This is a genomic window from Rheinheimera mesophila (assembly GCF_000986865.1).
Taxonomy (GTDB): Bacteria; Pseudomonadota; Gammaproteobacteria; order Enterobacterales; family Alteromonadaceae; genus Pararheinheimera; species Pararheinheimera mesophila.
On the sequence record NZ_LAVS01000090.1, the window covers coordinates 126,967 to 151,199 of the forward strand.

A 24,233-nucleotide genomic window follows, 5' to 3' on the forward strand; every position below is an offset into this window, starting at 1 on the left:
CTGACCAGTTTAGATAAAATCACACGATTTTAGTGGGGAAAAACAGGGAACAAAATTACTTGTCCTTATTTTCATGTAAACTTTGTAAGTTTAACGACAATAACAATAAGGCCGGATGTGATTGCAAGATGCAGTGGAAATTCAATGTTTGAATATGCAGGCTCTCTAAAAATGTAATGTAGACTGCTTCTCACTACATAGTTAGCTTTTGCTTTCCAACCAATAATCGGTATTTCTGAGTAGTTTCCTATAGCGTCGACCATTGTGTATTTGTTAGCTTTATAGGCACCTTTCGCCGTGTCAAGGATTATGCCCCTCCTATCACTCTTGTATATTTGGTGGTACCTAATTAGGCAATAAGAGTAAAAAACAACCAAAGAAAACTCTATAACCCATGGGTTCTCTATAGAGACCTTATTACCTAAGAGAGAAAGCTCTGTTACCTTAAGTCCTACTAGTTCAAAAAATAATATGGTTAAACTCAAAAATATAATATTTCTTCTCAATCTCAGAAAACCAACGTCATCAGTATCATCAATACTCATTCAACAATCATCCCTAACAGTGCTATCTCAGCATAGCTCAATGTTCTCAACAAGACTCCTTTCGCAGCAAAGCCTCGAACGTATACAGAGTTTATAACGGATATATAATTTGGTGGCAATTTGTCAATTTTAGAACTCAGTGAATTAATCCACTCTGGCGGCAATATACTGTCACTCTGGTGGCTGAATAAGTGCTTATCTGAACTGATCCAGACGCCCGTTCGCATCACTTCGCAGCAACGTTCAGTAACTGATGTGCTGGCATAGCCCTGCAGTTCTTCTTTAGATGCCCAGTAGCGACCCCAGGCTCTTAGTTCGGCTCTTAGCTGCTTAATGTTCATGCTGCCTCCTGCTTTTGTTTTTCTAATTCGTCGAAGGCCATGGTAATGGCGTCAATTAATTCAACTTTAAGTATGTCTTCACAGATAGCCTGCACGTGGCCGAAGTGCGGATCGTTTCGTTCCCGCTCCCAGTTGCTTAGCGTCTTTTCGCTGATACCGTATAAAAAGCAAACCTCTTGCTGGCTCATGGCCCGGTACTTCCGCACAGTGCGAATGATAAACCCACCATGCAAGTTGGCCCGTTCCTTAACCATAGCGCTTGCCCCTCGCCTGGTACCAACGATAAAACAGGATGCTGGAAACAATACCTAATGAACCACCCCAACCGCTGACGAACATCGCCAGATCAGCGTCTACTGTAGTTGCTGATATCCGGGCGAACGAGAACTGGCACCAGGTAATCCCCCAGCTCACGGTAAAGGCCAGTGCAATTTTCTGGTCACGCACAATCTGGCTGCTAAACCCCAGAAGGAACACATTGCCAAATGTAGCTATAAATAGCAGGGCCAACTGCTGAAAATCATTTGCCAGTAAAAATGCCACTGATCCCCCCTTTCGGCTGTCCATACAGCGCTATCATGGCGGCATCCCGATTGTCAGCATTGCTCTTACCATTCCAACCAGTTAGCCGGTTAAACGCATCTGACTTATAACGCTTGCCGCTTCTGGCACCTTGTAATGGCAATACCATTTCGACAGAGAAACCTGCCGATGCAAGCTCATGCACTAAAAGTTCGGCTGCATATTTCACAGCGCCGATGTTCTGTGCAATCTTCATCATCTGATTCCGGCTCTGGCCCGAGCGATGGATCACAGGTTTAAACGCATTGATGTCCTCCATCTTGATCCGTAGCTGGTGCTGACGAGCTAGATCAGTCAGAAGTTCGATCAGCGACTTGTTGCCCAACGTGTAAAGCTGCTGAATGATGCCGTCCTTTACTACAGCAACACCGTGCTTTTTGGTGTCCGGATCAATCCCCACAATCAGCATTATTTTTCCCCCGTAGCCGCTATAAACGCTTTTTCTACGTCCAGATACCATTCGCCAACCAGAACAGAATTACCGGAGTCCAGATGAATTTCAGTCCCGTAGTTGCCGTTGGATTCATACTTTTTCCAATGAGTAATACGCTCTGCAATGACGGTGACCGGACTACCTCTAACACCGTAACCTTTGAATGATAAAGGCGTCATACTTACCTCCTTTGCAATTTAATAATGTTCAGACGGTTTAATTCCAGACTGCCTTTAAGCCCTTGCCAGCTTCGCAATACAGCACTTTATTCGTTACTTCAATGCCTGCACTGTGCCTACGTAAACAACATCTTTTATCAATTGGACGTTTCCACGGCTGAAAAATCTGAATTCTCTGAAACGCCTGCCAGTAAAGGCCGCTAAGCATTCACTGCTTTTTTTAATGCCTGCACTGTGCACACAGTTAAACCCTGCTTTATCAACCAATCGTGGTACACGTTCACGGCTTTTAACCGCTCTGATAACGCTTCAGTTTTGATGTATACAGCATCCAATCCCTTAGGCTTGTGGTTCAGTAAGCGCTCGGCCATCCAGTAATCAATACCCAACTCTGCCCAGGCTGAACGGGCCATTTTGCGTAAATCGTGGGCCGACCATTTGCCCTTACTCACTAACTGAATATGCTTCTGTGCTGCCTGGCTACTGATCGCCTCGGTACCGGCTGGAAATAGAAAATCAGAATAAATACCGAATGACTCCCTAACGCTCCTGAACTTATCCAGAAACTCTTTGGCAAGCGCAGTAACAGGTAGTACATGAGTTACATCGGTTTTTGTGATCTGCGCCGGAATAGCCACCATGCCTGCAGTAAAATCGATGTACGACCAACGAAGCTGCCGTGTCTCACCAATGCGAGTGCCAAACAAGAGCATCAGCCATACCAGCGCCCAACCATCCACAGCGGCACGTTGCAGTTGCTCCCACACCAGTGGCAGGCTGGTTACACGCAATCGGCTTTCCTTCGGCTTGATCCGCTTGGTTACATGGTCGACAAACTTCATACCTGCCATGTAGTCAGCCGCCAGTAACTCCAGCTTTGCAGCCAGTTTTACGGCTGTCTTTAAGGTTCCCCAGTACTTGCGCATAGTCGATGGTTTTAAATCAGAATTAACCAAAGGCAGGATCAACTGAGTATCAAGCACCGCTTTAGTCAGTTGGCCAACAGGCAAGGTACCAAGCAGTGGTAACAAGTGAGCATCAATGGCACTTTCAACAGCCCTGCGCCACTCAGGCGATTTCGTCACTTCTTTGGCCGTTCTGCCGCGGTACCATTCCAGCAGTTGGCCTACAGTTTCAAAGGTGCCTGTTTTTACGGTATGGCCAGCACTGAGCCGACCCAGAACGTCCGGCACTATTGCCACCACATCTTTGGTTTTCAGTGTTGGCCAGTAGCCCAAGCGGTGGCGTTTCTTTGTCCGGTTTTGGTAGTGTACTAAATACCAGGTGGCCTTTTGACGGCCAGAACGGTACCGAAGCAGTAACGGGTGACGCTGATCACGCAGTTCGCCAACATCAGCATCAGCTGCATGCCGGGTGATAGCTGCATCAGATATAACGACAGATAACGACTGCATTACGCCCCCTGCTTAAATAGCTTTTTATTACGGTTTAACGCTTCAATCATGCGGCCGCGCTCTGGTTCCGGCATTGCTGCTAACTTTCGATCTATATCCGGCTTGGCCATGAGATTGTTCCGCCAGCTATGAAGCCAAAGGCAAGCCACCTTGTTTACCGCTTCAACTTCAGCCAAAGCCGGATCCGCTGCCAAACTCACAAAGGTCAAATGGCGCTCCGCATACTGCCCCAGTTAAACGCGACCACTTTGCCGCCATCCTGGCGTAAGCGGTCAAAAGCTCTATCGCCAATCGCTTCACGTATGCCAGTTTTATCCAGGTTGCTGATAAGTACTGTTGGCAGCATGTTTTTATAGCGGCCATCGATAATGTCGAACACGAACAGAATTTCTGTTTCGGTACCGCGCTGCTGACCAACCTCATCGATGATCAGTAAATCAAGTTCGCTCAGATGTTTTAGAAGCATGGTTTCGGACATTGAAGCGCCTTTGCCCCAGCTGTCCTTAAGCTCACGCACCAGGCTACTTAAAGAAGCCAACCGACACCTCTTATGCGGCATTAGCTCATTTATCATGGCGCTGGCCAGCATGGTTTTACCGGTACCAACCCGACCACTAAAGATCAGGTTGCCATTACCACCGCTTCTAATGTGTCTGGTAAAATCCATGGCTTCCTGTAGCGCCACAGCATGATCCTGAGATTCAACTCGGTAATCAGAAAAAGTCACCTGTGCATACCGTGGCGAAACACCGGCTTCAATGCGGCTTCGCTCTAGCCGAGCCTTGGCAGCTTTGGCGGCATTTTGCTCGTCAATTTTCAACTGGTTAGCGGAGCTCTCTGCAGCACACAAACTGCAAGCGGTGAGCACGACAAACCTGTCACCCATGGCTTGGTATCTGAAATCGAAGGCGCCGTGTTTTTGGCAGTTGCCCTGCTCCGGCTTTTCAGGAATAGAATTCACAAAGCTCAATAGATTCACAGCGCACCCCCTTCGTAATTTTGACCATGGAACTCATGCGGGAACCGGCTCTGCACTGATGAGCCTGGTCTTCTCAACCATGCATACTCAAACCCAGTCCAACCACGGCTAACGCATTCGGCCAGCACATCGTCCACTGTCATGCCGTTGGCAAAAGCCAGCTCGATCTGCTTGGCCAGCCGATTAATCACGGTTTGAGTGACAGGTGCTTTTTTTGCGGTACGCATGGTTTTCCAGTCTCTGAAAACAGACTCGCTTGGTTCGCTTGGCCAACAAGAAAAATCAAGGTCCGGTTTTACTGCCGAAACGCTACTATCTTTTTGTCTTTTGTTAGTTGTCTTTAGTAAGTTGTTTTTAGTGTTGTCTTTAGTGCTGGAACTACAGTTCCGTTCTAATGGAACCGTTTTACCATCTTCAAGGAACCGTTGTTCCGACTCTTCGGAACCGTTGTACCGTCTTTCGCCGGAACCGTTGTACCGTGCTTGCGGAACCGTTGTACCATCTCCAGCGCTGCAAATACTGCGGCTTTGCTTGCCTTTTTCTGCTTGTTTTTCACTTTTACCCGTGGTCACAACCCAGTCGCTAATCACCTTATTTATGCCCACAAGTTTCATTAGTCCCGATTTTTCAAGCAGAATAATGTTGCGACGTTGAAGCTCAGCCAACGCTAAACGAACAGCCTTTTCAGACAGGCCTGTTAGCTCAGCCACATAGGTATTCGTGATCCGGTTGGTTTTCTGGTTATAGCCGTAGGTGATGCGGATAATGACGTTTAGAACCTGAAACTGAGCCCCTGTTAAATCAAGCTGGCAGAGCCTATCCTGTATCTCGTTGGCTGTTCGCGTGTAGCCATTGTCAGTATCTGCAATCACAGCACCCTCCGGCTTGCGCCTTTCACTAAATTCAATTACATTTGTAGCTAAGGACATGGTTACCTCGTCGTAGTGGTTAATGTTCTTGAGAGCCCTGTTACAGCAGGGCTTTCGCTTTTCTGGCAGTCGTACCTGCCGCCGTTCTGCAGGTTGCCCCCAAATGCACACTGGAGGCGCACATGGACCGCAAACCCTATTACCGTGACCTTTACCGCAAAGTGTTGGAAGAAGCCCGTATAGGCTATACGCTGGCGATTTTTGGCGACCACTTGGCAACACAGCAGCAATATGAAAATCACACTGGGCTTGATGCTGTTCACTACTTCCTGATGCAAAAGCACCACTGGACCCGCGGCCAAATTCAAGCAATGACTCAGGCCGATATTCTCTTTGCTATGTCTGAAGAGTTTGAATTGTGGACTATGCCTGATGATGCCAGGCAGGTTCTGGCTGATATGGCTGAGCATCACTTCTCACCCTCGAGTAATTGAAGGTTTTGCTCCAGCAGGTATGCCCAAACCGCCGTAACGACTAAAAGGGCAACTGTAGCGGCTATGAACAGCCAGGCTAGCAGTGTCGACTCTGGTGGGAACATGGGCATAAAGCCGAACAGAAACACCAGATACGAACACCAGGTAGAGAACATGGTGCACTTGCGGCTAAACAGGCGCTGCATAGCTCTACGTGTTTGCATGAGCGGCTCCAATACGTGCCTGACCTGTTGGGCCTTGATCAGGAGACTTGGCCTCTAGAACAGCAATACTTTCTCGCTGCAAAGCTTCAGCGTTAAATAGCTGACGCAGAATTGATAAGTTGTTGCACTGTACTTTCATGCTCTCAGTGCTTTCGTCACCTGTGATCTTTTCTGTTTTAACCAGCAGTTCCTTGCGAACCTGAGCCAGTAATTCTTCGAGCTTCCAGCCTGTTGGATTATCAGCAGACATTAAAATGGGTGTGGTGTTACTCATATCAGCTCCTGTTGTTTTGCCGGTTACTGCCATCCGGTGGCTAGCCCTGTACACAGGCCAGTCAGCTAAGCGCCCAATTACTTGGGTTTGGCTTTGCGAAATTGCCGAGGATCAGCGCACACTTTTACTTCTCGCCTCGGTTGAATCCTTGAATGAGCTGGCCTTTGCTCAGCACCGCACTTAAAGCTGTGGCCTACGCTTCTCACTGTTTAACCCGGCGTGTCCGTAGAAAGACCTTCCGGTTACCAGCTCATTGGTTTGGCATCTGCGCAAGCGTCCAATTAGCCCCAACATTGCGCAGCCTAGGCCCGGCAGAGATACCAAACCAATAAACTGAAACTAACCAGCACTCCGCTACTCTGGGGCAACGCTTATCTGGCTTATCGGCTTTCGCCGAAGTGTTTGTTGTTCACTACCCTGGGTGCCTCCCAGTGACTGGTTACATCATTATCAGCCGGGTTGTCGGCCATCTAATGACCCCCGTGCGCTTAGCCGGATTAGCGGCGAACAACGGTGCTGTCTTTCCAGCAGTCAACACTAAATCAACACCCACTGTTACCTGGGTTAATACAAAGCGATGCAGCACCGAAGGTTTGATTAGCAGAGGCATCTGTTATCAGCCCCCAGCACCAGCATCGGTAAGCACTCTGACAAAAGCACTTAACGATGCTGGCAATCAAAAACCACCGTTCAGACGAACCTGCTGCGTGTTCTCATTCCTGCAGATCTCGCTGCAAAACAAAGTAGATTCCGGCACAGGCTTACCACACCAGTGGCAAGTACACTGCTGAATGACGTCCGGCGTGAAGCTTTGTAACGGTAGGGTCAATTCACTTGGCAGTGGTTTAACTGAAACGACTTGCTGTCTCATGCCGCCTCCTCTTGATTATCCGGTGTTTTCTGAATTTCTGAGATCAGCTTCGAAGCAATATCCAGGTCTATTTTCTTCACAGCCTCTGTCGTGAATTTCCAAACATTTTTGTAGTCCACGTTGGCTTTTCTACACAGCGCTTTTAACTGTCCCCTGCCTCTGTGAATTACAACCAGTTTTTTCCTTAGTTCATCGGTGCTCAAGTCGATATCTCACTTTTGATACATTGCACGGTAATACTAAGATTATTATCTCACTTTTGCAACATCTGATAATTTTCCTGAGGCATGTTTTGCGCATGCAAAATAGGTACACACTTGAGTAATTATCCAATAGGGGTAAAGTAATTTACTGCGGCACTTGGATTTTGCTGCTGACTACAAGAGAGAAAGGAGAATGTAATGAGAAAATTGCTATTAGTTTTAGCTGCGACCTTAGTAGTTTATGGCTGTTCCAGCGTTGGAAACGAAAAAATTAGCGAAGAAAATCAGGCTTCGATAGAGAGTAAACTTGTCAAAGGCGTTACGACCAAAGATCAAGTAAGAGCGACTTTTGGTGACCCACTTGACGCTACATTCCATGATAGTGGTAACGAGATGTGGAAGTACGTATTTACTGAACAGAGCTGCAATGCGTCCTGTTACTTTATCTACACCGCCTGGGCGTACAGTTCTTCATCAGGGATACAGAAAACTCTCACAGTACTATTTGATGAAAATGGAACAGTAAAAAACTATATCCTCTCAGAATCACCTGTTGAGTCGAAGCACGGGCTTTTTTCAGGCTAATTAGTTTCAGTCTTTGATGAAGTCCTGCAGGTCAGGACTTTTTCTCTAATTAATTACCAGTAAATTAAATTCCGGTTTAATAAATCTCATTTTAGAGATAATATCGTGTATATTTGTATACACGTTGCAAAAGTGATCGTTTTGACTATCAGGTATTTAACCGGGCCATTTGAATGAATACTCAGGATATCGTTGCTAGAAACTTAGCTAGTATTTTAAAGAAGTTAGACATATCGCCTAACGCTTTTAGCAGTATGTGTAAACAAAATGGAATTCAGATAGACAAGTCGATGCTTTCCAGATTCAACAAAGGCTCGTCCATAAAGCTTGAAAAATTGGATGAATTAGTGCGAGGCCTGAGGTTATTGAAAGGCTTTGAGGAACTTCGAGCTGTAGATTTGTTAGCTGAGGACGTTTTGAATAAAGGAGAAGAAAATCACACTGTAGTGCTAAGACATGAACAGCTAGAAAAGATGTTTTCTAAGCTTTTTGTCGACTTAGCTCAGTTGAGTTGGGCTAAGTTGAATACTGATGTATCTATGCAGACTCTGGTTGATTTCTCTGTATACAGCATGAAAAACGCCGGCTTCGAAGTGGTAAAAAGCGAGCCTGAAAATGATGCAAAGACACTTTGATTAATTAAACTTAGCTATCCTAACTACCTTCCGCTGCTCTTCTGACATCTCCTGCTTTAGTAGTTCTTCCATCTCTATTTTAAAGCTACTGCCATAATCAGAGAGCATTTTGTTACAGCGTTCTAATTCTGCCACTTTTCGCATATCGTTTTTCATCTCGTACACTCGAAGAAATTCAATCACTATATGATGTGCTCTGGCGCTCAGCTTATCAATCGCCAAATCCTCTATGGATCTCGAAGCCTTTTTTCTTAAAGTGAGGAACTTAAAACCAAAAAACACGCTAAGTGCGAATATTAAAACTACTAAACTGGCTACCACTAACTTATCCAATTTTTAACTCTCCTTGTTCGCGTTTCCAAATAGACCAAATGTGTTGAAAAATTGCAATAGCAACCCATATTTTCAGAGCTGGTATCCCGTATTTGTATAACTCAGTCGTTAAATCAAAGTTGAATATAACTCGATCGAAGAACCTCACAAAATTCATAAATAACAGGAGAAAAATTACCCAGAATAATTGTTTAGACTCCCCCTCTGGCTCCAAATTGAACTTCTGATGGAGCACATACATGAAGTAAATTGATATCAAGCTCATAAGCATGAATGATGGGTACCAGATAAGCCTGGTCATTTCTCTACTCAACTCGCTCAGTGAATACATTGCGGGTGTAACGACAACCTTGACCAGATCTGAAATCAGCCATACAGACACAGAAATCCGGTATGAGACATTAGCTACCACTGTATAAGTGATCACGGCTGCAACCAGATAACTAACCCAAGTTACGCTGCTAATGCTCATCAGTATATTTTGTACGTCACCCCACATTTTCTTGCACCTTAGTTTTGTTTCGGCGGCTCGATACCTGTATCTCTGGCCGACATCTTTGGCGGTTCAATACCGGTATCAAGCGTAGTCATTTTAGGAGGCTCGATACCTGTATCATCTGTTTTAGCGCTGTCTAGTAGGCGTCTTGCTTCATCACTTATTGTCACCGTGTCAGACGTTGCCATGGGTTGTTTTGTAACAACTCCTGTTGTTTGAGCAGTTGGAGCAGATGCAACCGAAGCAGCAGCTTCAGACGTCACGATAGGTGGTTTAACTCCTGTTGCGTTTACGGAACTCACTATAGCTACCTCCAGCTTTTTGAAATAAATGCCTCTCATTTTTTCAGTATTGGAACAAGAATACCAGCATAAGTGCTTCATAAACTTCTGATATTTCTTTAACTTCCGTTAACTTATTGATTGAAATGGCTCTTTTTCTGAGCTGCAGCGTCTCACTTCTGCCCCTCCACATATCTTAGATACCAATAATATCTCACAAATAAGACAATTAGTAGCTCTTTATCTCATTTGTGAGATTTTAATGTTGCACTTTTGAGATATTTGCGTATATTTAGCCAAATCACGCAAAAACATCTCAAAAAAGAGAGAATATGTCAGTCTTAACAAAAACCACCCACCGCCGCAAACACGCCATGGAAGAGCTGCTGTTGTTAAGCCTGCGCTTCCGCTGCTTTATGAGTACTGCTGAGGATTTGAATACGGACCCAGCCGTTTTGGCATCAGCTCACAGGCTGTTGCGCCGCATCAAAGCTTATTTACCTTCAATAGAGTTTCAGCGCACCTACATGGACCAAATGAACACTATTGGCTCTGATGGCCGGTTTGCTCTGCATATTGATCACAACATGAACGGCGTCACTGTAGTGCGTACCAGCACGCTGGCTAATGTTCACCAGTTCTTAAGAGGTGGTGCATGAGCGCGGTTCAAACATCACAACTGTGCCCTACTTCAGTTTTTGCTGTGCAGACACACAGCGAACTGACACTGCAACAACGCACAGCCATTTACCTGATAGACCAGAACTGCATTAACGCTGAAACCGTGATTGGTATCGGTGCCATTAAACGCTTGGGAATTTTCCACAGTCACGCTCAGGCCGTTTACCAAATTAACGAACTGGCCGAAAACGGCTGGCTATTAGTACACGAGGGCTGTTTTAAGCCTTCACCAAAAGCAATCAACTGGCTGATAGCTCAAGGCGCAAGAGCTGGCTTATCTGCCGTTACACAGGAGCAGAACCATGTGGTTTAAAAACGCCAGGCTGTACGCCATTACCGAACCTTTAGATAATGACCACGGACAAATTGAACAGGCCTTAGCTGCGTTCAAGTTTACCCCCTGCACTTCACAGGAAGCGTTAAAGCTAGGTTTTTGCTTTGCTATGCACCCGGGCACTAAAGAGTATTGCCACCAGGTGAACGATTTAATGGTGTTCAGCATTCGTAAGCAGGAAAAGCTGTTGCCATCTTCTGTAGTAAATGAGGAACTGGCGCCGAAAGTCGAAGCCATGGAGCAGGAAAAAGGCCGTCCGCTTAGTCGCAAGGAAAAGCAGGCCTTGAAAGAAGAGTTGATCCAGACCCTGCTGCCACGTGCTTTCAGTAAATCGACTGTGACCACTGCGTACTACGACCGCAGCACCAGTATGCTGATAGTCGACACGGCCAGCGCCTCAACGGCCGAAGAGTTTCTGGCACTGCTGCGCAAGGCCTTTGGCTCACTGCCGGCCATGCCGCTGCTGGACAACCACCAGTTAAACCAACAAATGCACTTCTGGCTACAAGGTAAAGATTTGCCGGCTGGTATTACGCTGGGTAGTTCTGCAGTGCTGAAGGCGCCAGATGAAGAAGGAGCTCAGGCCAAGTTTATCAACCACCTGTTATCTGCCGATGAAGTGCAAAGCCACTTGCAAGACAAGCTGGTTACTCGCCTGCAGTTAGAGCAGGACGAGAAAATCAGCTTTACCGTGCGCGATGACGGCAGCTTAACCGGCATTAAATTCCACGACCTACTTTGCAACGACAACGAAGAACTGGGCTGGGACGACACTATAGGTCGCCTGGATGCCGATTTCATTCTGATGTCCGGTCAGTTCAAACAAACCCTTACCAGCCTGCTGGCCAGCCTGAAATCGGTGGATACACCAACAACGGCAGAGAAGCCAAGAACACAGCTTTCTGATGCCGACCCGCTGTTCAGTGAAGCCAAGGCCTTTGTTATCGAATGCCAGAAGGCATCAGTAAGCGGCATACAGCGCAAGTTCCGCATTGGTTACAACAGAGCGGCGCATTTGATGGAAGAGCTTCAGTTCTGCGGCGTTGTCTCTGCCCCAGTCCATAACGGTAACCGCGAAGTTCTGATGAAAGGAGCCTAACCATGCCAGTGAATTTAACCAACAACACGCCAAAGCGTCCAAATATTACCAAGGAGCAAATAGCTCAAGCGGTGGAGAAATATGTTGTAGGCATGCAGTTTTCGGCCACTGAATTTGCCAGTGAATATCGCTACGGTTTGGATAGTTATGAATTAGCTAAGGCATTAGAAGAAAACTGCCGGTGCGATTTTCAACGTTCAGATTTGGACGAAATTGAGGACCTTATAGGCCACGTTGAAAACGCTCAAAGAGAGCTGGTTAAAGAGTGGTTTGCCTCTAATAACATTCAGCCTCCATATCCAATAGGGTCGATTTTAACCAAGGGCGAGATAACTGGCATTTATAAGTATGAGCCTGCTTATTTCGAAGTAAAAGAACCCGGTCAATTGGATCAATCCAGAAGGCTTTTGGTCCGTTTCGAAGATGCTGTGTTGCCAGAATTAAGTTCAGTGGTGTCAGCATGAAAGAACGTCCGATTTTATTTAAAACCGCCATGGTGCAAGCCATTTTGGCGGGCCGTAAAACTCAGACTCGCAGAATTGCCAAAGACGTTACTTTTAACGAAAAAACAGGTTTTTGCTGCAAAGGTTGGGCTCACGGTATTGGTAGCAGTTACAAAGAAACCATGAACCACATTTTGACTTCAAAATACGGCCCTTGCTTAGCAGTTGGCGATCGCCTTTGGGTGCGTGAGACATTCGGAGATTGCGGGACAAGGCTGACTTACAAAGCTGATGTTGATGACGGCGCTCACTGCATGGTGAAGCGTTGGATACCTTCAATCCACATGCCACGTGCTGCCTGCCGAATCGTCCTTGAAATAACCGGTGTCCGTGTAGAGCGCGTAATTGCAATCAGTGATTCTGACGCTAAAGCCGAGGGCGTTGAGCCGTCATTAGTAGGCGCTGATTTAAATCACATTGCTCACGTAGTGGCTTTTCAGGACCTGTGGCAATCCATTTATGGAAATTGGGATTCTCACCCATGGGTTTGGGTTATCGAATTCAAAGTGCTGACCACTAACGGCGTTGTACCGGAGGTGGCAGCATGAAAAACAGATTTTATCTGGCATGCCTTCGGGACAACGTAGGCAGCAATGTCTCGTTTCACCGGAAAAATGGGTGTGGCTATCACACCGACATTGATCAGGCTGAGGTTTATACGAAAGAAGAAGCACAGCGGGCCTGGAACCGTGGCAGAGATTTCGATTTACCCGTTTGCGCTGACCAGGTCGATGCACTGGCTGTATGGCACGTTGATTGTCAGCTGCTGCCGAGTGAAACAACCATAGAGCCTGGCTGCACCGAATATGTGGGTTTTGTCAAAGGTCGCTGGAACGGCAACGACGTTTACTGGTTAACCAGAACCTCGGCTAAGACCGATTTTAGCCAGGCTGTATCGTTTGAAGCGCCTGAGCAGGATCCTGATGTGGTCTACCTGCCTCGCCATATGGCTGAGAAGGTGAAGCGCCGCACTATCCAGATGCAGAACGTGAACCGCCGCAAGATGGTGACTGCTGCAGGTTTGGTAATGCCTGACCATATCAAAAAGGCAAAGCGCCGAAAGGATTCAGGGCTTAATCGCATGAATTGCCCCTGCTGTGGCCGCATCAACTGGCAGATGAATCCATACGATTTTAATGGCTGCAGAAACAGAAACTGTGAACTGTTTAGTGCCTACAGCTATGAAAGTGAGGTGGCAGCATGATCAACGGCATCACCCTAACCGCTCAAGAAGCACTGCAGCAGTTCAGCCTGCCCCAGCTTATCGGCCGCAAATGCGTTGTTGTAGCTCAGGCCTACGGCAATGGCTCTGTCGATATGGTCTTTGGCGAAATTGCGGATCCTGCAGCATGTGAAATTGACGAAGAAAAGACAGCAGCTTTGTTCGTTGAGTACCAGGCCAATGATGATTGGCACATTGTCGACTTAGAAGCTGACGCCCCACTGGTTTTACTTGAGGAGACTGCATAATGGATATGCGTTTTGAATTCCCTGTCGCCGAGGGTGTGCAAGGTGGCCGAAAGTTTTATACCGCCTGTGTACCTTTCAACGCCCTGGCTCGCTTACTGGCCATTGATACCGGTAACGTGTTGGATCGCAGCCAACGTGCTGTTGACCCTAAACGGGCAAAAGCTATTAGTAAGTATATTTGCGACAACTCTGGCAGCTTCGTACTTCCAGCGCTGACTGGCGTTGTTGAGGACCCAAGCCTTGAATTTAAGCCAACGTCTAAAGGTAGCGCTGTTGGTATGCTCAGCCTGTCTATGGACGCAGCCATTAAGTTGTTCGACGGCCAGCACCGGGCAACCGGTATTCTGGATGCCATCACCATTAAAAAGGAGCAGTTGAAGAATCAACAGGTCACCATCCAGCTATTTATCAACATGACACTGCAGGACCGTCAGCAAGCATTCAGCGACATAAACAGCAATGCAAAAGCCGTAAGTACCAGCCTTAACCTGGCGTACAACAAACGTAACCAGCAAGCACAGCAGTTCAACGAACTGATTGATATGGTCGACAGTTGGCAAGGTGCTATCGATTACGAAAACAACATAGTGAAGCAAGGTAGCACGATGCTGTTTAGTTTCCGCCATGTGGTGGATGCAAACCAACTGTTACTCGGCCTGAAAAAAGGCGAACAACCGGACGAGCTGCAATTAGTGAAGGCATCCAACTGGTGGAATAACATAGCCGAATTTGCTGGCTGGACACTGGACGCTGACAAACGGGCACAAAGCCGGACTTCGTTAATCACTCTAAACGCAGTGGGCCTGATGGTGTTAGCCAGAATAGGTGCTGCCGTGCTGGCCAGCACAACATCAGCAAATGCAGTTGCAGCCGCTTTAAGCAAAATAGACTGGAGCCGCAGCGGTGATTTTTGGCAAGGCAATGTTGTAAGTGCTGACGGTAACCTGGTAACGAAGTCCAGTGCCCAGGCAGAAGCCGCGAACAATATTGTGCAATGCATGGAGCTGAAGCCGGCAGAGCCACCAAAGGTTAATGTGAAAGGTATGGACGCAGGCCATGCAGAGGATTTTTACTCCTTGGTGGGCATGCCCGAAGAACTGACTATAACCCCGTTTAGCAAGGCTTCTTTCAAAGGCTGGCGATGCGGAAGTTCACAGTTGTTTATCTACGGTAAAAGTGACAATAACACCGCTTTTATAACCTTCAAGAAGGTAAGGGACGGTTCGCCTCTTTGTTATCCAGTACTTCACGCTTTCTACGTTAAGCGCCTGAGCGACCCAACTATTGATATCGGCGAATTCAAAACGTGGGCTGAAGCTGAACAAGCCGCTGCTGAGTTTTTGGCAGCTAAGGTGGCAGCATGAAACGCCCCGAGTTTTTATTAGCCCTCGGTATTGCCGGTTTCGTTCTGGTCATGGTGATTGCCGTCTACCCTCGCCCAGCGTCTACCCGGGCTGAATATTGCGCCGAAGAACTGGTAAGCCGCAAAGTAACGAATGATCGCCTGGTTGAATCACGCAGCTGCAAAAGCTGGGTCGGCTGGCCTATTGAAGTAAAGGATGTTCAGCAATGACAAACTCATACGCCCAGGCGCTGGCGACTCTTCAGCAGCAGCCAGACCACGAATTAAAACAAATTGGCGACCAGTGGGAAACTCCACCAGAAATAGCGTGGGGCCTGTTCTATACCTTCGCGCCAAAGATTGGCCCTATCGTGCTGGACATCTTTGCAGATGACTGCAATGCGCTGGTAGCTAACTACTACACCGCAGCAGACAACGCCTTGCTGCAGGACTTAGCCGGCGACCTTCGCCAGTTGGGTGGTGCTGCCTTTGGTAACCCTCCTTATTCCATCCCAAAGGTGGACAGCGAAAACAACCCAATCACGGGCATGGAGAACATTCTGGATTGGTGTCGTGTTCAGCGTGACCAGGGCGCAAAGATCATGCTGTTGATCAAAGCTGCAACCTCTGAGGGCTGGTGGCCTGATGATGCCGACTTTATTCAGTTCGTTGCCGGCCGCATCGGTTTTAAAGCTCCTAACTGGTACAAGCCACGCGATCCGAAGAAAGACAAACCAGCCTCCAGCGGTTTTGCCAGTGCAGTGATGATTTGGGACAAAGAATGGAAGTGGGACCGCCGTCCGGTTGAGCGATTAAGCCGCGATCAACTGTTCACTACTGGCCGCATGCTGCTGGACATGATCAACACCCGGGCTGAGCAGATTGCTGATGCACGTTTACCAGCACCAGCCGAAACAGAAACCCCAGTTTGTGCAACAGAACAGCCAGAAACTGCAACAGAACCGGCTTTACCTGTAGTAAACGACACCTGGCCTATTGAAGTGACCGAATTGGTTGAGTCAGCACTGGACCAGTGCCCCTGTGAACCGAATGACGTTTTCTATGCGGAGCTGTGCGCTCAGGCTAATGCGCTGCGTCTTTCCGGTAAAACCAACAACGAAGTCATTCAGGCCATTGTTCAAACATTAAAGGCAGTCGCTGCCGAGTACTTAGAAGGTAATGCAGCATGAGAGGCTTAATAGTTGATAACTTTGCGGGTGGCGGCGGTGCGTCGACCGGAATTGAAATGGCGATTGGTCGCTCTGTGGATATCGCAATAAACCATGACCCTGATGCCATTGCTATGCACACGGCAAACCATCCGAACACCCTTCATTATTGTGAGAGCGTATTTGATGTGGATCCTGTTCAGGCAACTGCTGGCCGTCCTGTTGATCTTGCATGGTTCAGCCCGGACTGCACTCATTTCAGCAAAGCTAAAGGCAGCAAACCTGTGAGCAAGGAGATCCGCGGTTTAGGTTGGATTGCTGTGCGCTGGATTTTGAAAACAAAGCTAAAAGTTCTTTTTTTAGAAAATGTCGAAGAGTACCAGGATTGGGGTCCAGTCATTGAGGATGCTGAAGGTAAATGTTTCCCTTGCCCTGATCGCAAAGGCGAAACCTTTAAGGCCTTTGTTGCTATTCTGACCACCGGTATCAATGCAGATCATCCGGCACTCAAAGAATGCTGCGAAATGCTTGGAATTAATGATCCATCACCACTGATAAAAGGCCTTGGCTACAAAGTGGAGTGGCGTGAACTACGAGCCTGTGACTATGGCGCTCCGACAATACGAAAACGCTTGTTTCTGGTAGCACGTTGTGACGGTCGACCAATAGTTTGGCCTACGCCGACACACGGTAAACCAGACAGCAAAGAAGTAAAAGCCGGTTTATTGAAGCCATACCGCACTGCTGCTGAGTGCATTGACTTTTCATTGCCGTGCCGGAGTATCTTCGGCCGGAAACGTCCTTTAGCTGAAGCGACAATGAAACGCATAGCAAAAGGCTTGGTTCGCTATGTAATCGAAGCACAGGAGCCCTTCATAGTCACCTGCAATCACAGTGGTGATTACTTCCGCGGCCAAGGCCTGACAGAGCCGTTCAAAACTATTGTCGCCAGCAGAGACGCTCATGGCTTGGTGGTGCCGGAGTTAGTGCCATTTATCACTGAGCATGCAAACGCCAGTAGTCAGAGAAACATGCCTGCAGATGAACCATTACGTACACAGTGCGCTCAGGTAAAAGGCGGCCACTTCGCCTTAGTTGCCCCGGCGTTAGCCCCATTTATTGTTACAAACACAACTGGCCACGCACCTACATCAGTTAATGGCCAATTACCAACACAGACAACAGGCAATCATCATTACCTTTGTGCACCGGTTATTGCCCGGCAGTTCGGCAAATCTATCGGCCATGGCGTTAATGAGCCATCAGGAACCATCACCGCTGGCGGTGGCGGCAAGTCTCAACTGGTAGCTGCGTTTCTGGCCAAGCACTATGGCGGCAACTATACGGGTCCCGGTGCAAGCCTTCAGGTACCAACTCCAACCGTTACAACGGTCGACCATAACGCATTGGTAACTAGCCATTTGGTGAAGCTGCGCGGCACGTGCAAAGACGGCCAGCCCGTAACAGAGCCAATGCCAACTATTACAGCTGGCGGCAACCATGTAGGTGAAGTTCGCGCCTTCTTGTTGAAGTATTACGGCAATGAGGTCGACGGCGCTGACATTGTTGGCCCTATCGGTACCATCACAACGCGGGACCGCTTTGGCCTGGTCACTGTGAACGGCATCGACCATGTGATCGTCGACATTGGTATGCGCATGTTGCAGCCACATGAGCTTTTCAAAGCCCAGGGTTTTCCAGACGACTACATCATTGACCGCGACAGTTCCGGCAAACCAATGACCAAAACGGCACAAGTTGCCCGTTGTGGTAACTCTGTACCACCAGCTTTTGCCGAAGCCCTAACCCGGGCGAACTTACCAGAACTCTGCACCAGCAAACAGGAGCAAGCAGCATGACGCACGATCACCTTGTAACACGGGCTGAACGCTTCCTGAAAAATATGGGCTGTGGCGTTGTGTTCAGCGACCGATTTAAGGCTGCTACTCACAACGGCGAGCAGCCGGATGCTATAGGCTGGCGGGACAGTGTTTCACTGCTTATCGAATGCAAAGCCAGCCGTGCTGACTTTCTTGCAGACAAGAAAAAGCGTTTCCGCATTGATGCAGAAAAAGGCATGGGTGAATGGCGCTTTTACATGTGTCCACCTGGTTTGATTAAACCTGAAGAACTGCCGTTCGGTTGGGGCCTGTTGTATTGCCACCCGAAGAAAGTTGAACGAGTCCATGGCATCCCGACAAACACTCAGATTTGGAGTGGACGGCCTTTTGAAGTGGCAAACAAACGCTGCGAGCTGCAGCTAATGTATTCAGCCCTTCGCCGTATGGAAATCAGGGGCCATCTGAAAGAAATCTATGACGGTATACCAGTTAAGGAGTCAGCATAATGGCCAAAAACAACCAAATCACACGAGACGAAGCCAACAAAGCCATTGAATTTGTGCGGTCTAGCGTGATCGCTGCGACATGGATGGTCGCTGCAAACCTTGGCATTCAAACTCGCCGTGCTTTGCAAGTTATGAAAGTGCTGGAGGCTCAGGGTGTGGTTATTCGCTCGACTAATGGAACATCAAACAACTACTGCTGGAAGCTATCACCGACGAAGGAGCAAGCAGCATAATGGCCTACGCAAAAGACACACAAGTTAGCCAAACCGCCAGCCTATTGGAAATTGAGAAGGTGCTGGCCAGATACGGCGCAGATCAGTTTATGTATGGCAAAACAGGTCAATACGCTGTCATCGGTTTTGTCATGGTTGGCCGTCAGGTGCGGATCACTGTGCCGTTGCCGGATAAAGCCGACCGACAGTTTTGGTTTACCGACACAGGCCGCGACCGCTCAGAGTCAGTTGCACTTAAAGAGTGGGAACAGGCCTGTAAGCAAAAGTACCGTGCTCTGTCTCTGGTTGTGAAAGCAAAGCTGGAAGCAGTTGAAGCCGGGATCACCACATTTGAAGAAGAGTTTATGGCTCACCTGGTGCTGCCAGGTGGTCAGACAGTAGGCCAGCGCCTACTGCCAGAAATTGACGAAGCTCAGCGCACAGGCAAGATGCCGCCGCTGTTGCCACATATCGGAGGTTAATATGGGAGTTAGAAAATTAAAGCCCCAAGAATACATAGAAGAGTTTTACCCAGGCTCAAGTATTACGCCTCAGACAGTGCGCAACTGGGCAAGCAAAGGTAAGCTTAAATGTGAACGCACTCCAACAAACAGGCTGCTGATCCTTGTGGATGATGCAGCAAACGAAAGTACGGTACAGAAGTTAGTAAGCTTTTTGGAGAGTTAATCGATGGCGCCGCGGCAAAGAACGGATGCAAACAAGGATTTCCCTGTAGGCCTTTATACAAAGAGAGTGCGTGGCAAACTGCGTTATTACTTTGTAAGAGAAGACGGGACCGAAAAATGGTTTCCTATTGGTGTTGCACGTGGTGACGCCATTGCTGCCGCTCATGCATATAACGCCAAGTACCGTGTACAACAGCTGGCAATATCAGAGCGTGGAGACAAGTACAACAAGCCCCTGTCTCACTGGGTACCAGTTGTTCTGCAGCGTGTGAAAAAGGAGGAAAAGCTGGGAGCCAATGCTATCAGTACTTTTGAAGCTGACTGCAAACGCCTGGTAGAACAGTTCGGTACCGTCATGTCGAAAGCTGTAAACCTTGAGACTGTGAATGCCTATTTAGAGCTCAACTGCTCTGGTAAGTCGAATAACGTCTACAACCGCAAAATATCATTCCTCCGCAAGGTGTTTGATTACCTTTGTGATATGTCAGCTATGGCAGCTAACCCGGCAGAGCTGAAAAAAGTTAAACCTAAGGATGAGAAAAAGCGCCAGCGTATGGATCTGAATGCGTTCAAACAGATAGAGGCCGCCGCTCCCCTTTGGCTGAAAACTGCCATGAACCTGGCTCTGCAAACCACGCATGCAGTCTTAGAAGTCTCGCGTATTAAATACCGTGACTGTGAATACTTCCCTGTCCCAGTTATTCAAAACGGCTTAGAGGTATTCGGTGTTATGCGGATCCATCGCCAGAAAGTGCAAAAGAAGGAAGCTTCACGTGTGGCTATACCTATTACTGCAGCTTTGAAACAAATCATCGACGCATCCAGACAGGACCACATACTGAGCCCGTATATCGTTCACAAGCGCAAAACCGACAGTAACCCGGTAAGCAAAGAAGTGTCGCACGAAACACAGCTGGTAAGTACATTGATCAGCCGGACATTCTCAGAGCTACGCGACGAGTTGGGCATTTATGAACACTTAGACAAAGATAGCCGGCCAACTTTCCACGAAATACGGGCCTTGTCCATCCACCTTTTCACACAGATGGGCATAGACCCGCAGGCCAGAGCCGCCCACACGGATTCGAAGTCGACCAAGATTTATCAGCGTGGGCATGTTGAGTGGGTGGAAGTGCCGGCGGCAGAACTGGCTATTTAAGTTCGGGTAAACCAGCTCGTGTAAAACGTCTTGGTTTACTACGCAAGCATTGTTCAAGACAAAAGTTCTTGCGATCAAAGTACAACGTACACATACTGAAAGACTCAAAAAAGATACTATTAACCAACTGCTTACGTCTACTTAGTTTACTTGTGGACCGTGATTTCGTGTTCTGATTGAAAGATAAGGAAGTTTATAAATGAATCGTTGGCAAGACACTTTTAAAAACCATGAGTTTCAAACTATTTGGGCGCAAATAGTTACAAAATCAGAATCTTTGACTGTCGATGACGTATCAGTTCTCTCAAATGTTGAAGAGGTCGCTCGATTAAAAAAAGTAGTTTCCTTTATATCTAGCTTATTGGACTCAATTGATCCAGACCTTGTACCTCTGAGCACATGGGCAAACTTCACCAATCAATGTCACCCTTGCCACTATGAGATATCTTCATACATCTCAAATAGAAATATTGGACATATTGTCAACGCGAATAAAAATAACTTAGACAATCTACTCACGTACGTTCGACCGTACGCTGTAAACTCCGATGCTGCAGCTAAAGCAGCAGCGAAAGCGTCTCGTGAGTATACAAAGACCATGTACGAAACCCTAGACGAATTTAAACGTCAGACCGTAGACTATTCAGATGAGTTTAAAGCTAAATCTGCTGAAATAAGTGTACTAAAAGATAACATCGTCACGCAATTTAACGATCTCAAAGAGATACACAAGCAAATAGAGCAGTTGAGAGTTAGCTATTTTGAAGGCTCTGATACAAATGAACCCGTTGCATCAACTGTAGATAACTTAGTCAATTCGATTAATAACTTTCATCAAAACATCAATTCATTTCATACAGAGTTACTTGGTAGTGGTAGTGACTCAATAGCAAACAAAATCAAGTTAGCTAACGATACAGCAAAATTATCTACGGAACAGATTACTAATTTACTAGCAGAAACCGAGAAGCAGCTAAAGGATTTAAGGCATTTTTATGTTCGAGTCGTAGGCAAAGAGGATGACTCAGGTAAATTTGTGGGTGGATTACAGGACGAACTCAATGCCCGACAGGCTGCTTTGGATGACTTTAAACAGGATCAAGAATTGCGGTACACAGCTCTCAATAAACAAATAGAAAGCTTGTTACCTGGCGCAACAAGTGCAGGTTTAGCAACAGCCTATAGAGCAATGCGGAAATCATTCAGAGACCCAATTAAAGAATATTCTAAGTTGTTTTATATTTCTGTCGCGACTCTTTCTTCTGTGGCGTTTATATCTACTATTGATAGTCTATTTACAGACGGTCATTTTATACAATTTGTTGATATATCCAATATTGGAAATCTGCTCAGCAATTTAGCTTACAAATTGCCGATAATGTTGCCTATTTTATGGCTAGCTCTTTTCGCCTCTAAACGAAGAAATGAGTCTCAAAGACTACAGCAAGAATATGCCCATAAAGAAGCTTTAGCAAAATCCTACCAGAGCTTTAAAAAACAAATTGACAACCTTCAAGATGGGAATAAAGAACAATTACTTGAAAAATTACTAGCAGCAGCAATAGACGCTGTAGCTGCAAACGCCTCACATTCCTTAGATGGAAAACATGACGAAAAAACCCCGATACATATAGGGGTAGATAAAACCTTCGAACAACTTGAAAAGATAAAAAGCTTAATACAATTTAAATAATACGTTCTTAAACCATAGATTTGATCCCATATATAGCTTTAAGCAAGTGCCAGCTGCAAGGCTGGCTATGTAGCTACATATACTTCCAAACAAGAAACATAGACAAGCCAATGTTGCAATAGACAGGTAAGTAGTAGTCCAAACACACTATATCGCGTGCTGCAGCCCTCAATGAAAATAAACAACAAGCGGCCCTAAGTATTAATTTAATTCGAGTTCTTTTTATTACGCAATATTCAGAGTGGTGATAGAGGTCGTCGCCTTCAAATACTGTAGGATCAAAGTTTAAATCCCAATATTTTGAAAACCCTAACTCGCAGGGAGACATATCTTCAGCGACCCAAAGTTGATACTCCCACTGACCATCATCATTGATACTTAGATAAAAATAACCATAATTCTCTCGTTGATCATACTCTCCATCAGAACAAATGAAGGTTAACTCCTCTTTCTTCTTTTTCGAGTTATATGAAACTCCTTTAATGTTGGTTTTATTAAAAATAAAATTCTTAATAAATAGAAATCCAAGCAGCTGGCTGTTGAAGAAGAAACTAGCTGAATGGAGACGGCAGTACCGCTGAGTTTCAGTGTTGGATAACCTAAATCGGTAAACCGAAAAAAGCAGTAAAGCTGCATAAATGAGTACAAACCTGTCTTTGTGCTCAATGGTAACTTCCATAAGCCAGGGGATAGAAATGTTTATCTTCGTAACATCAACGCCAAGAATCAGAGGAATAACCCCAACAGCGAAGAGGATCATTAGTGCCTTTGACGAAACCTTGTTGTCTTTATCATTAGCATCAATGAAAAACTGATACAACATGCTCACTCCATCGAGTTTCATAATAGCGGCATAACTTGGAATACTTTAAAAACCTAGTTAACCTGCGTTTGTCTGAACCTTATCAACCAGTAATGATATTAGCTCGTAGAATTAAGCTCTTTTTCTAGGTAAGTGTTCATCAGGTATAATCAGTTCATCGGGGAAAAACATAACTTCATCACCGTGATAACGTTTTTGAGCTGTGTAATTTAAGCTATAAGCTAACGATCTAGTACCTTCATAAATTGCACAAATTTCCGGGGTGTTGTCATATGAAACCACCCAAGGGAGCTTGAAATTTTCAGCACGAATTGTGTTTGCAATCGCAACATGGTCTTCATGTCTGTAGAAATTTCGGTATAACCCTTTGCCTTTTACGTAATAAGGAGGATCAAGGTAAACTAACGTATTGGAAGGTAATCTAGTAGATACTTGATTCAGCAGACCAAAAGCGTCCTCATTGTAAACAGATATAGACTCAGCTCTCTCTGCAATGACACGAACTCTCTTGGACATAGCATCTTTGTCAAACCGCGCATCCATTTTGTAAGCACCCGTTTGCCCTTTGCCACCAATAACTCCAGCCTTTAAAATTCCGGACCTATTTGTTCTATTGATGAACAGAGTCGCAAAACCTTTTTCTGCTATTGTCCCTTCACAATTACCCAACATGATCTCTCGCCACCGGTACCACTGGTCCATGTTTATCGGAGTATCAACAAGCAACCTCAGGATATCCTCTGGCTGTTCAGTAACCGCTTTCCAAAAAAAATATATTGCAGGGTCGGCATCATTAATGTGGATATGAGATGCATAACCATGAATGAGGAGCTCTAAAGCAACGCCTGCGCCACCGGCAAAAGGCTCTAGATAGTGACCACCAGCAAGATCATTTGCTGTCATAATAGACGCAATAAACGGCGCAAAACGGCCCTTGCCGCCAGGGTATCTTAAAGGTGTGTAGAGCTTGTTTGAAAACATCGTGATTTCCCGTTTC

At 46.5% G+C, this 24,233-nt stretch carries 36 protein-coding genes; 19 read left to right on the plus strand and 17 right to left on the minus strand.

The window, feature by feature from the left end:
- Positions 1–71 precede the first annotated feature (71 nt).
- The 10 genes from SD53_RS15775 to SD53_RS18120 form a co-directional block, all read right to left on the minus strand.
- Positions 72–545, minus strand: coding sequence for a hypothetical protein (locus SD53_RS15775; RefSeq protein ID WP_046521142.1), 474 nt, complete (start codon positions 543–545; stop codon positions 72–74).
- The gene (locus SD53_RS15780; protein WP_052749421.1) at positions 542–886 is read right to left on the minus strand and encodes a hypothetical protein; all 345 of its coding nucleotides are present in this window, start codon (positions 884–886) and stop codon (positions 542–544) included. Before SD53_RS15780 ends, SD53_RS15775 begins: the two co-directional genes overlap by 4 nt.
- On the minus strand, positions 883–1,140 hold the full coding sequence (locus SD53_RS15785; RefSeq protein ID WP_046521143.1) for a helix-turn-helix domain-containing protein: 258 nt from the start codon (positions 1,138–1,140) through the stop codon (positions 883–885). Before SD53_RS15785 ends, SD53_RS15780 begins: the two co-directional genes overlap by 4 nt.
- The gene (locus SD53_RS15790) at positions 1,133–1,429 is read right to left on the minus strand and encodes a hypothetical protein (RefSeq protein ID WP_052749422.1); all 297 of its coding nucleotides are present in this window, start codon (positions 1,427–1,429) and stop codon (positions 1,133–1,135) included. The genes SD53_RS15785 and SD53_RS15790 overlap by 8 nt, the downstream gene beginning before the upstream one ends.
- Positions 1,407–1,877 carry a hypothetical protein gene (locus SD53_RS18690; RefSeq protein ID WP_052749423.1) on the minus strand — a complete coding sequence of 157 codons (471 nt, stop codon included), beginning with the start codon at positions 1,875–1,877 and terminating at the stop codon, positions 1,407–1,409. Before SD53_RS18690 ends, SD53_RS15790 begins: the two co-directional genes overlap by 23 nt.
- Positions 1,877–2,080 (minus strand): hypothetical protein, encoded by a 204-nt coding sequence (locus tag SD53_RS15800; RefSeq protein WP_046521145.1) that lies wholly within the window; start codon positions 2,078–2,080, stop codon positions 1,877–1,879. Before SD53_RS15800 ends, SD53_RS18690 begins: the two co-directional genes overlap by 1 nt.
- Positions 2,081–2,280: 200 nt before the next feature.
- The gene (locus SD53_RS15805) at positions 2,281–3,495 is read right to left on the minus strand and encodes a tyrosine-type recombinase/integrase (protein WP_046521146.1); all 1,215 of its coding nucleotides are present in this window, start codon (positions 3,493–3,495) and stop codon (positions 2,281–2,283) included.
- A complete protein-coding gene (locus tag SD53_RS18695) occupies positions 3,495–3,671 on the minus strand; it encodes a hypothetical protein (RefSeq protein ID WP_157850027.1) in 177 nt (58 codons plus the stop codon). The genes SD53_RS15805 and SD53_RS18695 overlap by 1 nt, the downstream gene beginning before the upstream one ends.
- Positions 3,672–3,700: 29 nt before the next feature.
- On the minus strand, positions 3,701–4,474 hold the full coding sequence (locus tag SD53_RS15815; RefSeq protein WP_052749424.1) for an ATP-binding protein: 774 nt from the start codon (positions 4,472–4,474) through the stop codon (positions 3,701–3,703).
- Positions 4,471–5,403, minus strand: coding sequence for a replication protein (locus tag SD53_RS18120; protein ID WP_052749425.1), 933 nt, complete (start codon positions 5,401–5,403; stop codon positions 4,471–4,473). Before SD53_RS18120 ends, SD53_RS15815 begins: the two co-directional genes overlap by 4 nt.
- A 122-nt stretch (positions 5,404–5,525) precedes the next feature.
- On the opposite strand from SD53_RS18120, the gene SD53_RS15825 reads away from it, so the two are divergent.
- Complete coding sequence (locus SD53_RS15825) at positions 5,526–5,837, plus strand: hypothetical protein (protein ID WP_052749426.1); 312 nt, start codon at positions 5,526–5,528, stop codon at positions 5,835–5,837.
- Positions 5,838–6,026: 189 nt separating this feature from the next.
- Here SD53_RS15825 and SD53_RS15835 read toward each other — a convergent pair whose 3' ends face one another.
- Together SD53_RS15835 and SD53_RS15840 are read right to left on the minus strand one after the other, a co-directional pair.
- The gene (locus SD53_RS15835; protein ID WP_125060811.1) at positions 6,027–6,347 is read right to left on the minus strand and encodes a hypothetical protein; all 321 of its coding nucleotides are present in this window, start codon (positions 6,345–6,347) and stop codon (positions 6,027–6,029) included.
- 834 nt (positions 6,348–7,181) lie between these two features.
- Positions 7,182–7,388, minus strand: a complete 207-nt coding sequence (locus SD53_RS15840) for a hypothetical protein (protein WP_046521149.1) — start codon at positions 7,386–7,388, stop codon at positions 7,182–7,184.
- Positions 7,389–7,586: 198 nt separating this feature from the next.
- Here SD53_RS15840 and bamE point away from each other — a divergent pair, with 198 nt between their 5' ends.
- Complete coding sequence (gene bamE, locus SD53_RS15845) at positions 7,587–7,973, plus strand: outer membrane protein assembly factor BamE domain-containing protein (protein ID WP_046521150.1); 387 nt, start codon at positions 7,587–7,589, stop codon at positions 7,971–7,973.
- Positions 7,974–8,146: 173 nt separating this feature from the next.
- A complete protein-coding gene (locus SD53_RS15850) occupies positions 8,147–8,608 on the plus strand; it encodes a hypothetical protein (protein ID WP_046521151.1) in 462 nt (153 codons plus the stop codon).
- Here SD53_RS15850 and SD53_RS15855 read toward each other — a convergent pair whose 3' ends face one another.
- From SD53_RS15855 to SD53_RS15865, 3 genes are read right to left on the minus strand one after another with little or no spacing between them, the layout of a single operon-like run.
- Positions 8,609–8,941, minus strand: coding sequence for a hypothetical protein (locus SD53_RS15855; RefSeq protein ID WP_046521152.1), 333 nt, complete (start codon positions 8,939–8,941; stop codon positions 8,609–8,611).
- Entirely contained in the window at positions 8,934–9,440 is a 507-nt protein-coding gene (locus SD53_RS15860) for a hypothetical protein (protein WP_046521153.1), read from the minus strand. Before SD53_RS15860 ends, SD53_RS15855 begins: the two co-directional genes overlap by 8 nt.
- An 11-nt stretch (positions 9,441–9,451) precedes the next feature.
- Positions 9,452–9,820: a hypothetical protein gene (locus SD53_RS15865; RefSeq protein ID WP_125060810.1), complete on the minus strand. Its 369-nt coding sequence runs from the start codon at positions 9,818–9,820 to the stop codon at positions 9,452–9,454.
- A 230-nt stretch (positions 9,821–10,050) separates the two neighbouring features.
- Between SD53_RS15865 and SD53_RS15870 the strand changes: the two genes are divergently transcribed.
- The 16 genes from SD53_RS15870 (at position 10,051) to SD53_RS15950 (ending at position 22,413) form a co-directional block, all read left to right on the plus strand.
- A complete protein-coding gene (locus SD53_RS15870; protein WP_046521155.1) occupies positions 10,051–10,377 on the plus strand; it encodes a hypothetical protein in 327 nt (108 codons plus the stop codon).
- Positions 10,374–10,712 (plus strand): hypothetical protein, encoded by a 339-nt coding sequence (locus SD53_RS15875; RefSeq protein WP_046521156.1) that lies wholly within the window; start codon positions 10,374–10,376, stop codon positions 10,710–10,712. Before SD53_RS15870 ends, SD53_RS15875 begins: the two co-directional genes overlap by 4 nt.
- A complete protein-coding gene (gene rdgC / locus SD53_RS15880) occupies positions 10,702–11,832 on the plus strand; it encodes a recombination-associated protein RdgC (protein WP_125060809.1) in 1,131 nt (376 codons plus the stop codon). The genes SD53_RS15875 and rdgC overlap by 11 nt, the downstream gene beginning before the upstream one ends.
- Positions 11,833–11,834: 2 nt before the next feature.
- Entirely contained in the window at positions 11,835–12,296 is a 462-nt protein-coding gene (locus SD53_RS15885; RefSeq protein ID WP_046521157.1) for a hypothetical protein, read from the plus strand.
- On the plus strand, positions 12,293–12,883 hold the full coding sequence (locus SD53_RS15890) for an ASCH domain-containing protein (protein WP_046521158.1): 591 nt from the start codon (positions 12,293–12,295) through the stop codon (positions 12,881–12,883). The genes SD53_RS15885 and SD53_RS15890 overlap by 4 nt, the downstream gene beginning before the upstream one ends.
- The gene (locus tag SD53_RS15895; protein WP_046521159.1) at positions 12,880–13,539 is read left to right on the plus strand and encodes a hypothetical protein; all 660 of its coding nucleotides are present in this window, start codon (positions 12,880–12,882) and stop codon (positions 13,537–13,539) included. The genes SD53_RS15890 and SD53_RS15895 overlap by 4 nt, the downstream gene beginning before the upstream one ends.
- Positions 13,536–13,805, plus strand: a complete 270-nt coding sequence (locus tag SD53_RS15900) for a hypothetical protein (RefSeq protein WP_046521160.1) — start codon at positions 13,536–13,538, stop codon at positions 13,803–13,805. The genes SD53_RS15895 and SD53_RS15900 overlap by 4 nt, the downstream gene beginning before the upstream one ends.
- Positions 13,805–15,169: a DNA sulfur modification protein DndB gene (locus tag SD53_RS15905; protein WP_046521161.1), complete on the plus strand. Its 1,365-nt coding sequence runs from the start codon at positions 13,805–13,807 to the stop codon at positions 15,167–15,169. Before SD53_RS15900 ends, SD53_RS15905 begins: the two co-directional genes overlap by 1 nt.
- Positions 15,166–15,378 (plus strand): hypothetical protein, encoded by a 213-nt coding sequence (locus SD53_RS15910; protein ID WP_046521162.1) that lies wholly within the window; start codon positions 15,166–15,168, stop codon positions 15,376–15,378. Before SD53_RS15905 ends, SD53_RS15910 begins: the two co-directional genes overlap by 4 nt.
- Positions 15,375–16,337, plus strand: coding sequence for a phage N-6-adenine-methyltransferase (locus SD53_RS15915; RefSeq protein WP_082101896.1), 963 nt, complete (start codon positions 15,375–15,377; stop codon positions 16,335–16,337). Before SD53_RS15910 ends, SD53_RS15915 begins: the two co-directional genes overlap by 4 nt.
- Positions 16,334–18,175 carry a DNA cytosine methyltransferase gene (locus tag SD53_RS15920; RefSeq protein ID WP_046521163.1) on the plus strand — a complete coding sequence of 614 codons (1,842 nt, stop codon included), beginning with the start codon at positions 16,334–16,336 and terminating at the stop codon, positions 18,173–18,175. The genes SD53_RS15915 and SD53_RS15920 overlap by 4 nt, the downstream gene beginning before the upstream one ends.
- Complete coding sequence (locus tag SD53_RS15925) at positions 18,172–18,663, plus strand: hypothetical protein (protein ID WP_173425704.1); 492 nt, start codon at positions 18,172–18,174, stop codon at positions 18,661–18,663. The genes SD53_RS15920 and SD53_RS15925 overlap by 4 nt, the downstream gene beginning before the upstream one ends.
- Complete coding sequence (locus SD53_RS15930; protein WP_046521165.1) at positions 18,663–18,896, plus strand: hypothetical protein; 234 nt, start codon at positions 18,663–18,665, stop codon at positions 18,894–18,896. Before SD53_RS15925 ends, SD53_RS15930 begins: the two co-directional genes overlap by 1 nt.
- Positions 18,896–19,357 (plus strand): hypothetical protein, encoded by a 462-nt coding sequence (locus SD53_RS15935; RefSeq protein ID WP_046521166.1) that lies wholly within the window; start codon positions 18,896–18,898, stop codon positions 19,355–19,357. Before SD53_RS15930 ends, SD53_RS15935 begins: the two co-directional genes overlap by 1 nt.
- A 208-nt stretch (positions 19,358–19,565) precedes the next feature.
- Positions 19,566–20,720 (plus strand): phage integrase Arm DNA-binding domain-containing protein, encoded by a 1,155-nt coding sequence (locus SD53_RS15945; protein ID WP_046521168.1) that lies wholly within the window; start codon positions 19,566–19,568, stop codon positions 20,718–20,720.
- 199 nt (positions 20,721–20,919) lie between these two features.
- Entirely contained in the window at positions 20,920–22,413 is a 1,494-nt protein-coding gene (locus tag SD53_RS15950) for a hypothetical protein (protein ID WP_046521169.1), read from the plus strand.
- Positions 22,414–22,486: 73 nt separating this feature from the next.
- Here the strand turns inward: SD53_RS15950 and SD53_RS15955 are convergent, their stop codons facing one another.
- Together SD53_RS15955 and SD53_RS15960 are read right to left on the minus strand one after the other, a co-directional pair.
- The gene (locus SD53_RS15955) at positions 22,487–23,236 is read right to left on the minus strand and encodes a hypothetical protein (protein WP_046521170.1); all 750 of its coding nucleotides are present in this window, start codon (positions 23,234–23,236) and stop codon (positions 22,487–22,489) included.
- 111 nt (positions 23,237–23,347) lie between these two features.
- Positions 23,348–24,217, minus strand: a complete 870-nt coding sequence (locus SD53_RS15960) for a DNA adenine methylase (RefSeq protein WP_046521171.1) — start codon at positions 24,215–24,217, stop codon at positions 23,348–23,350.
- Positions 24,218–24,233: the final 16 nt, after the last annotated feature.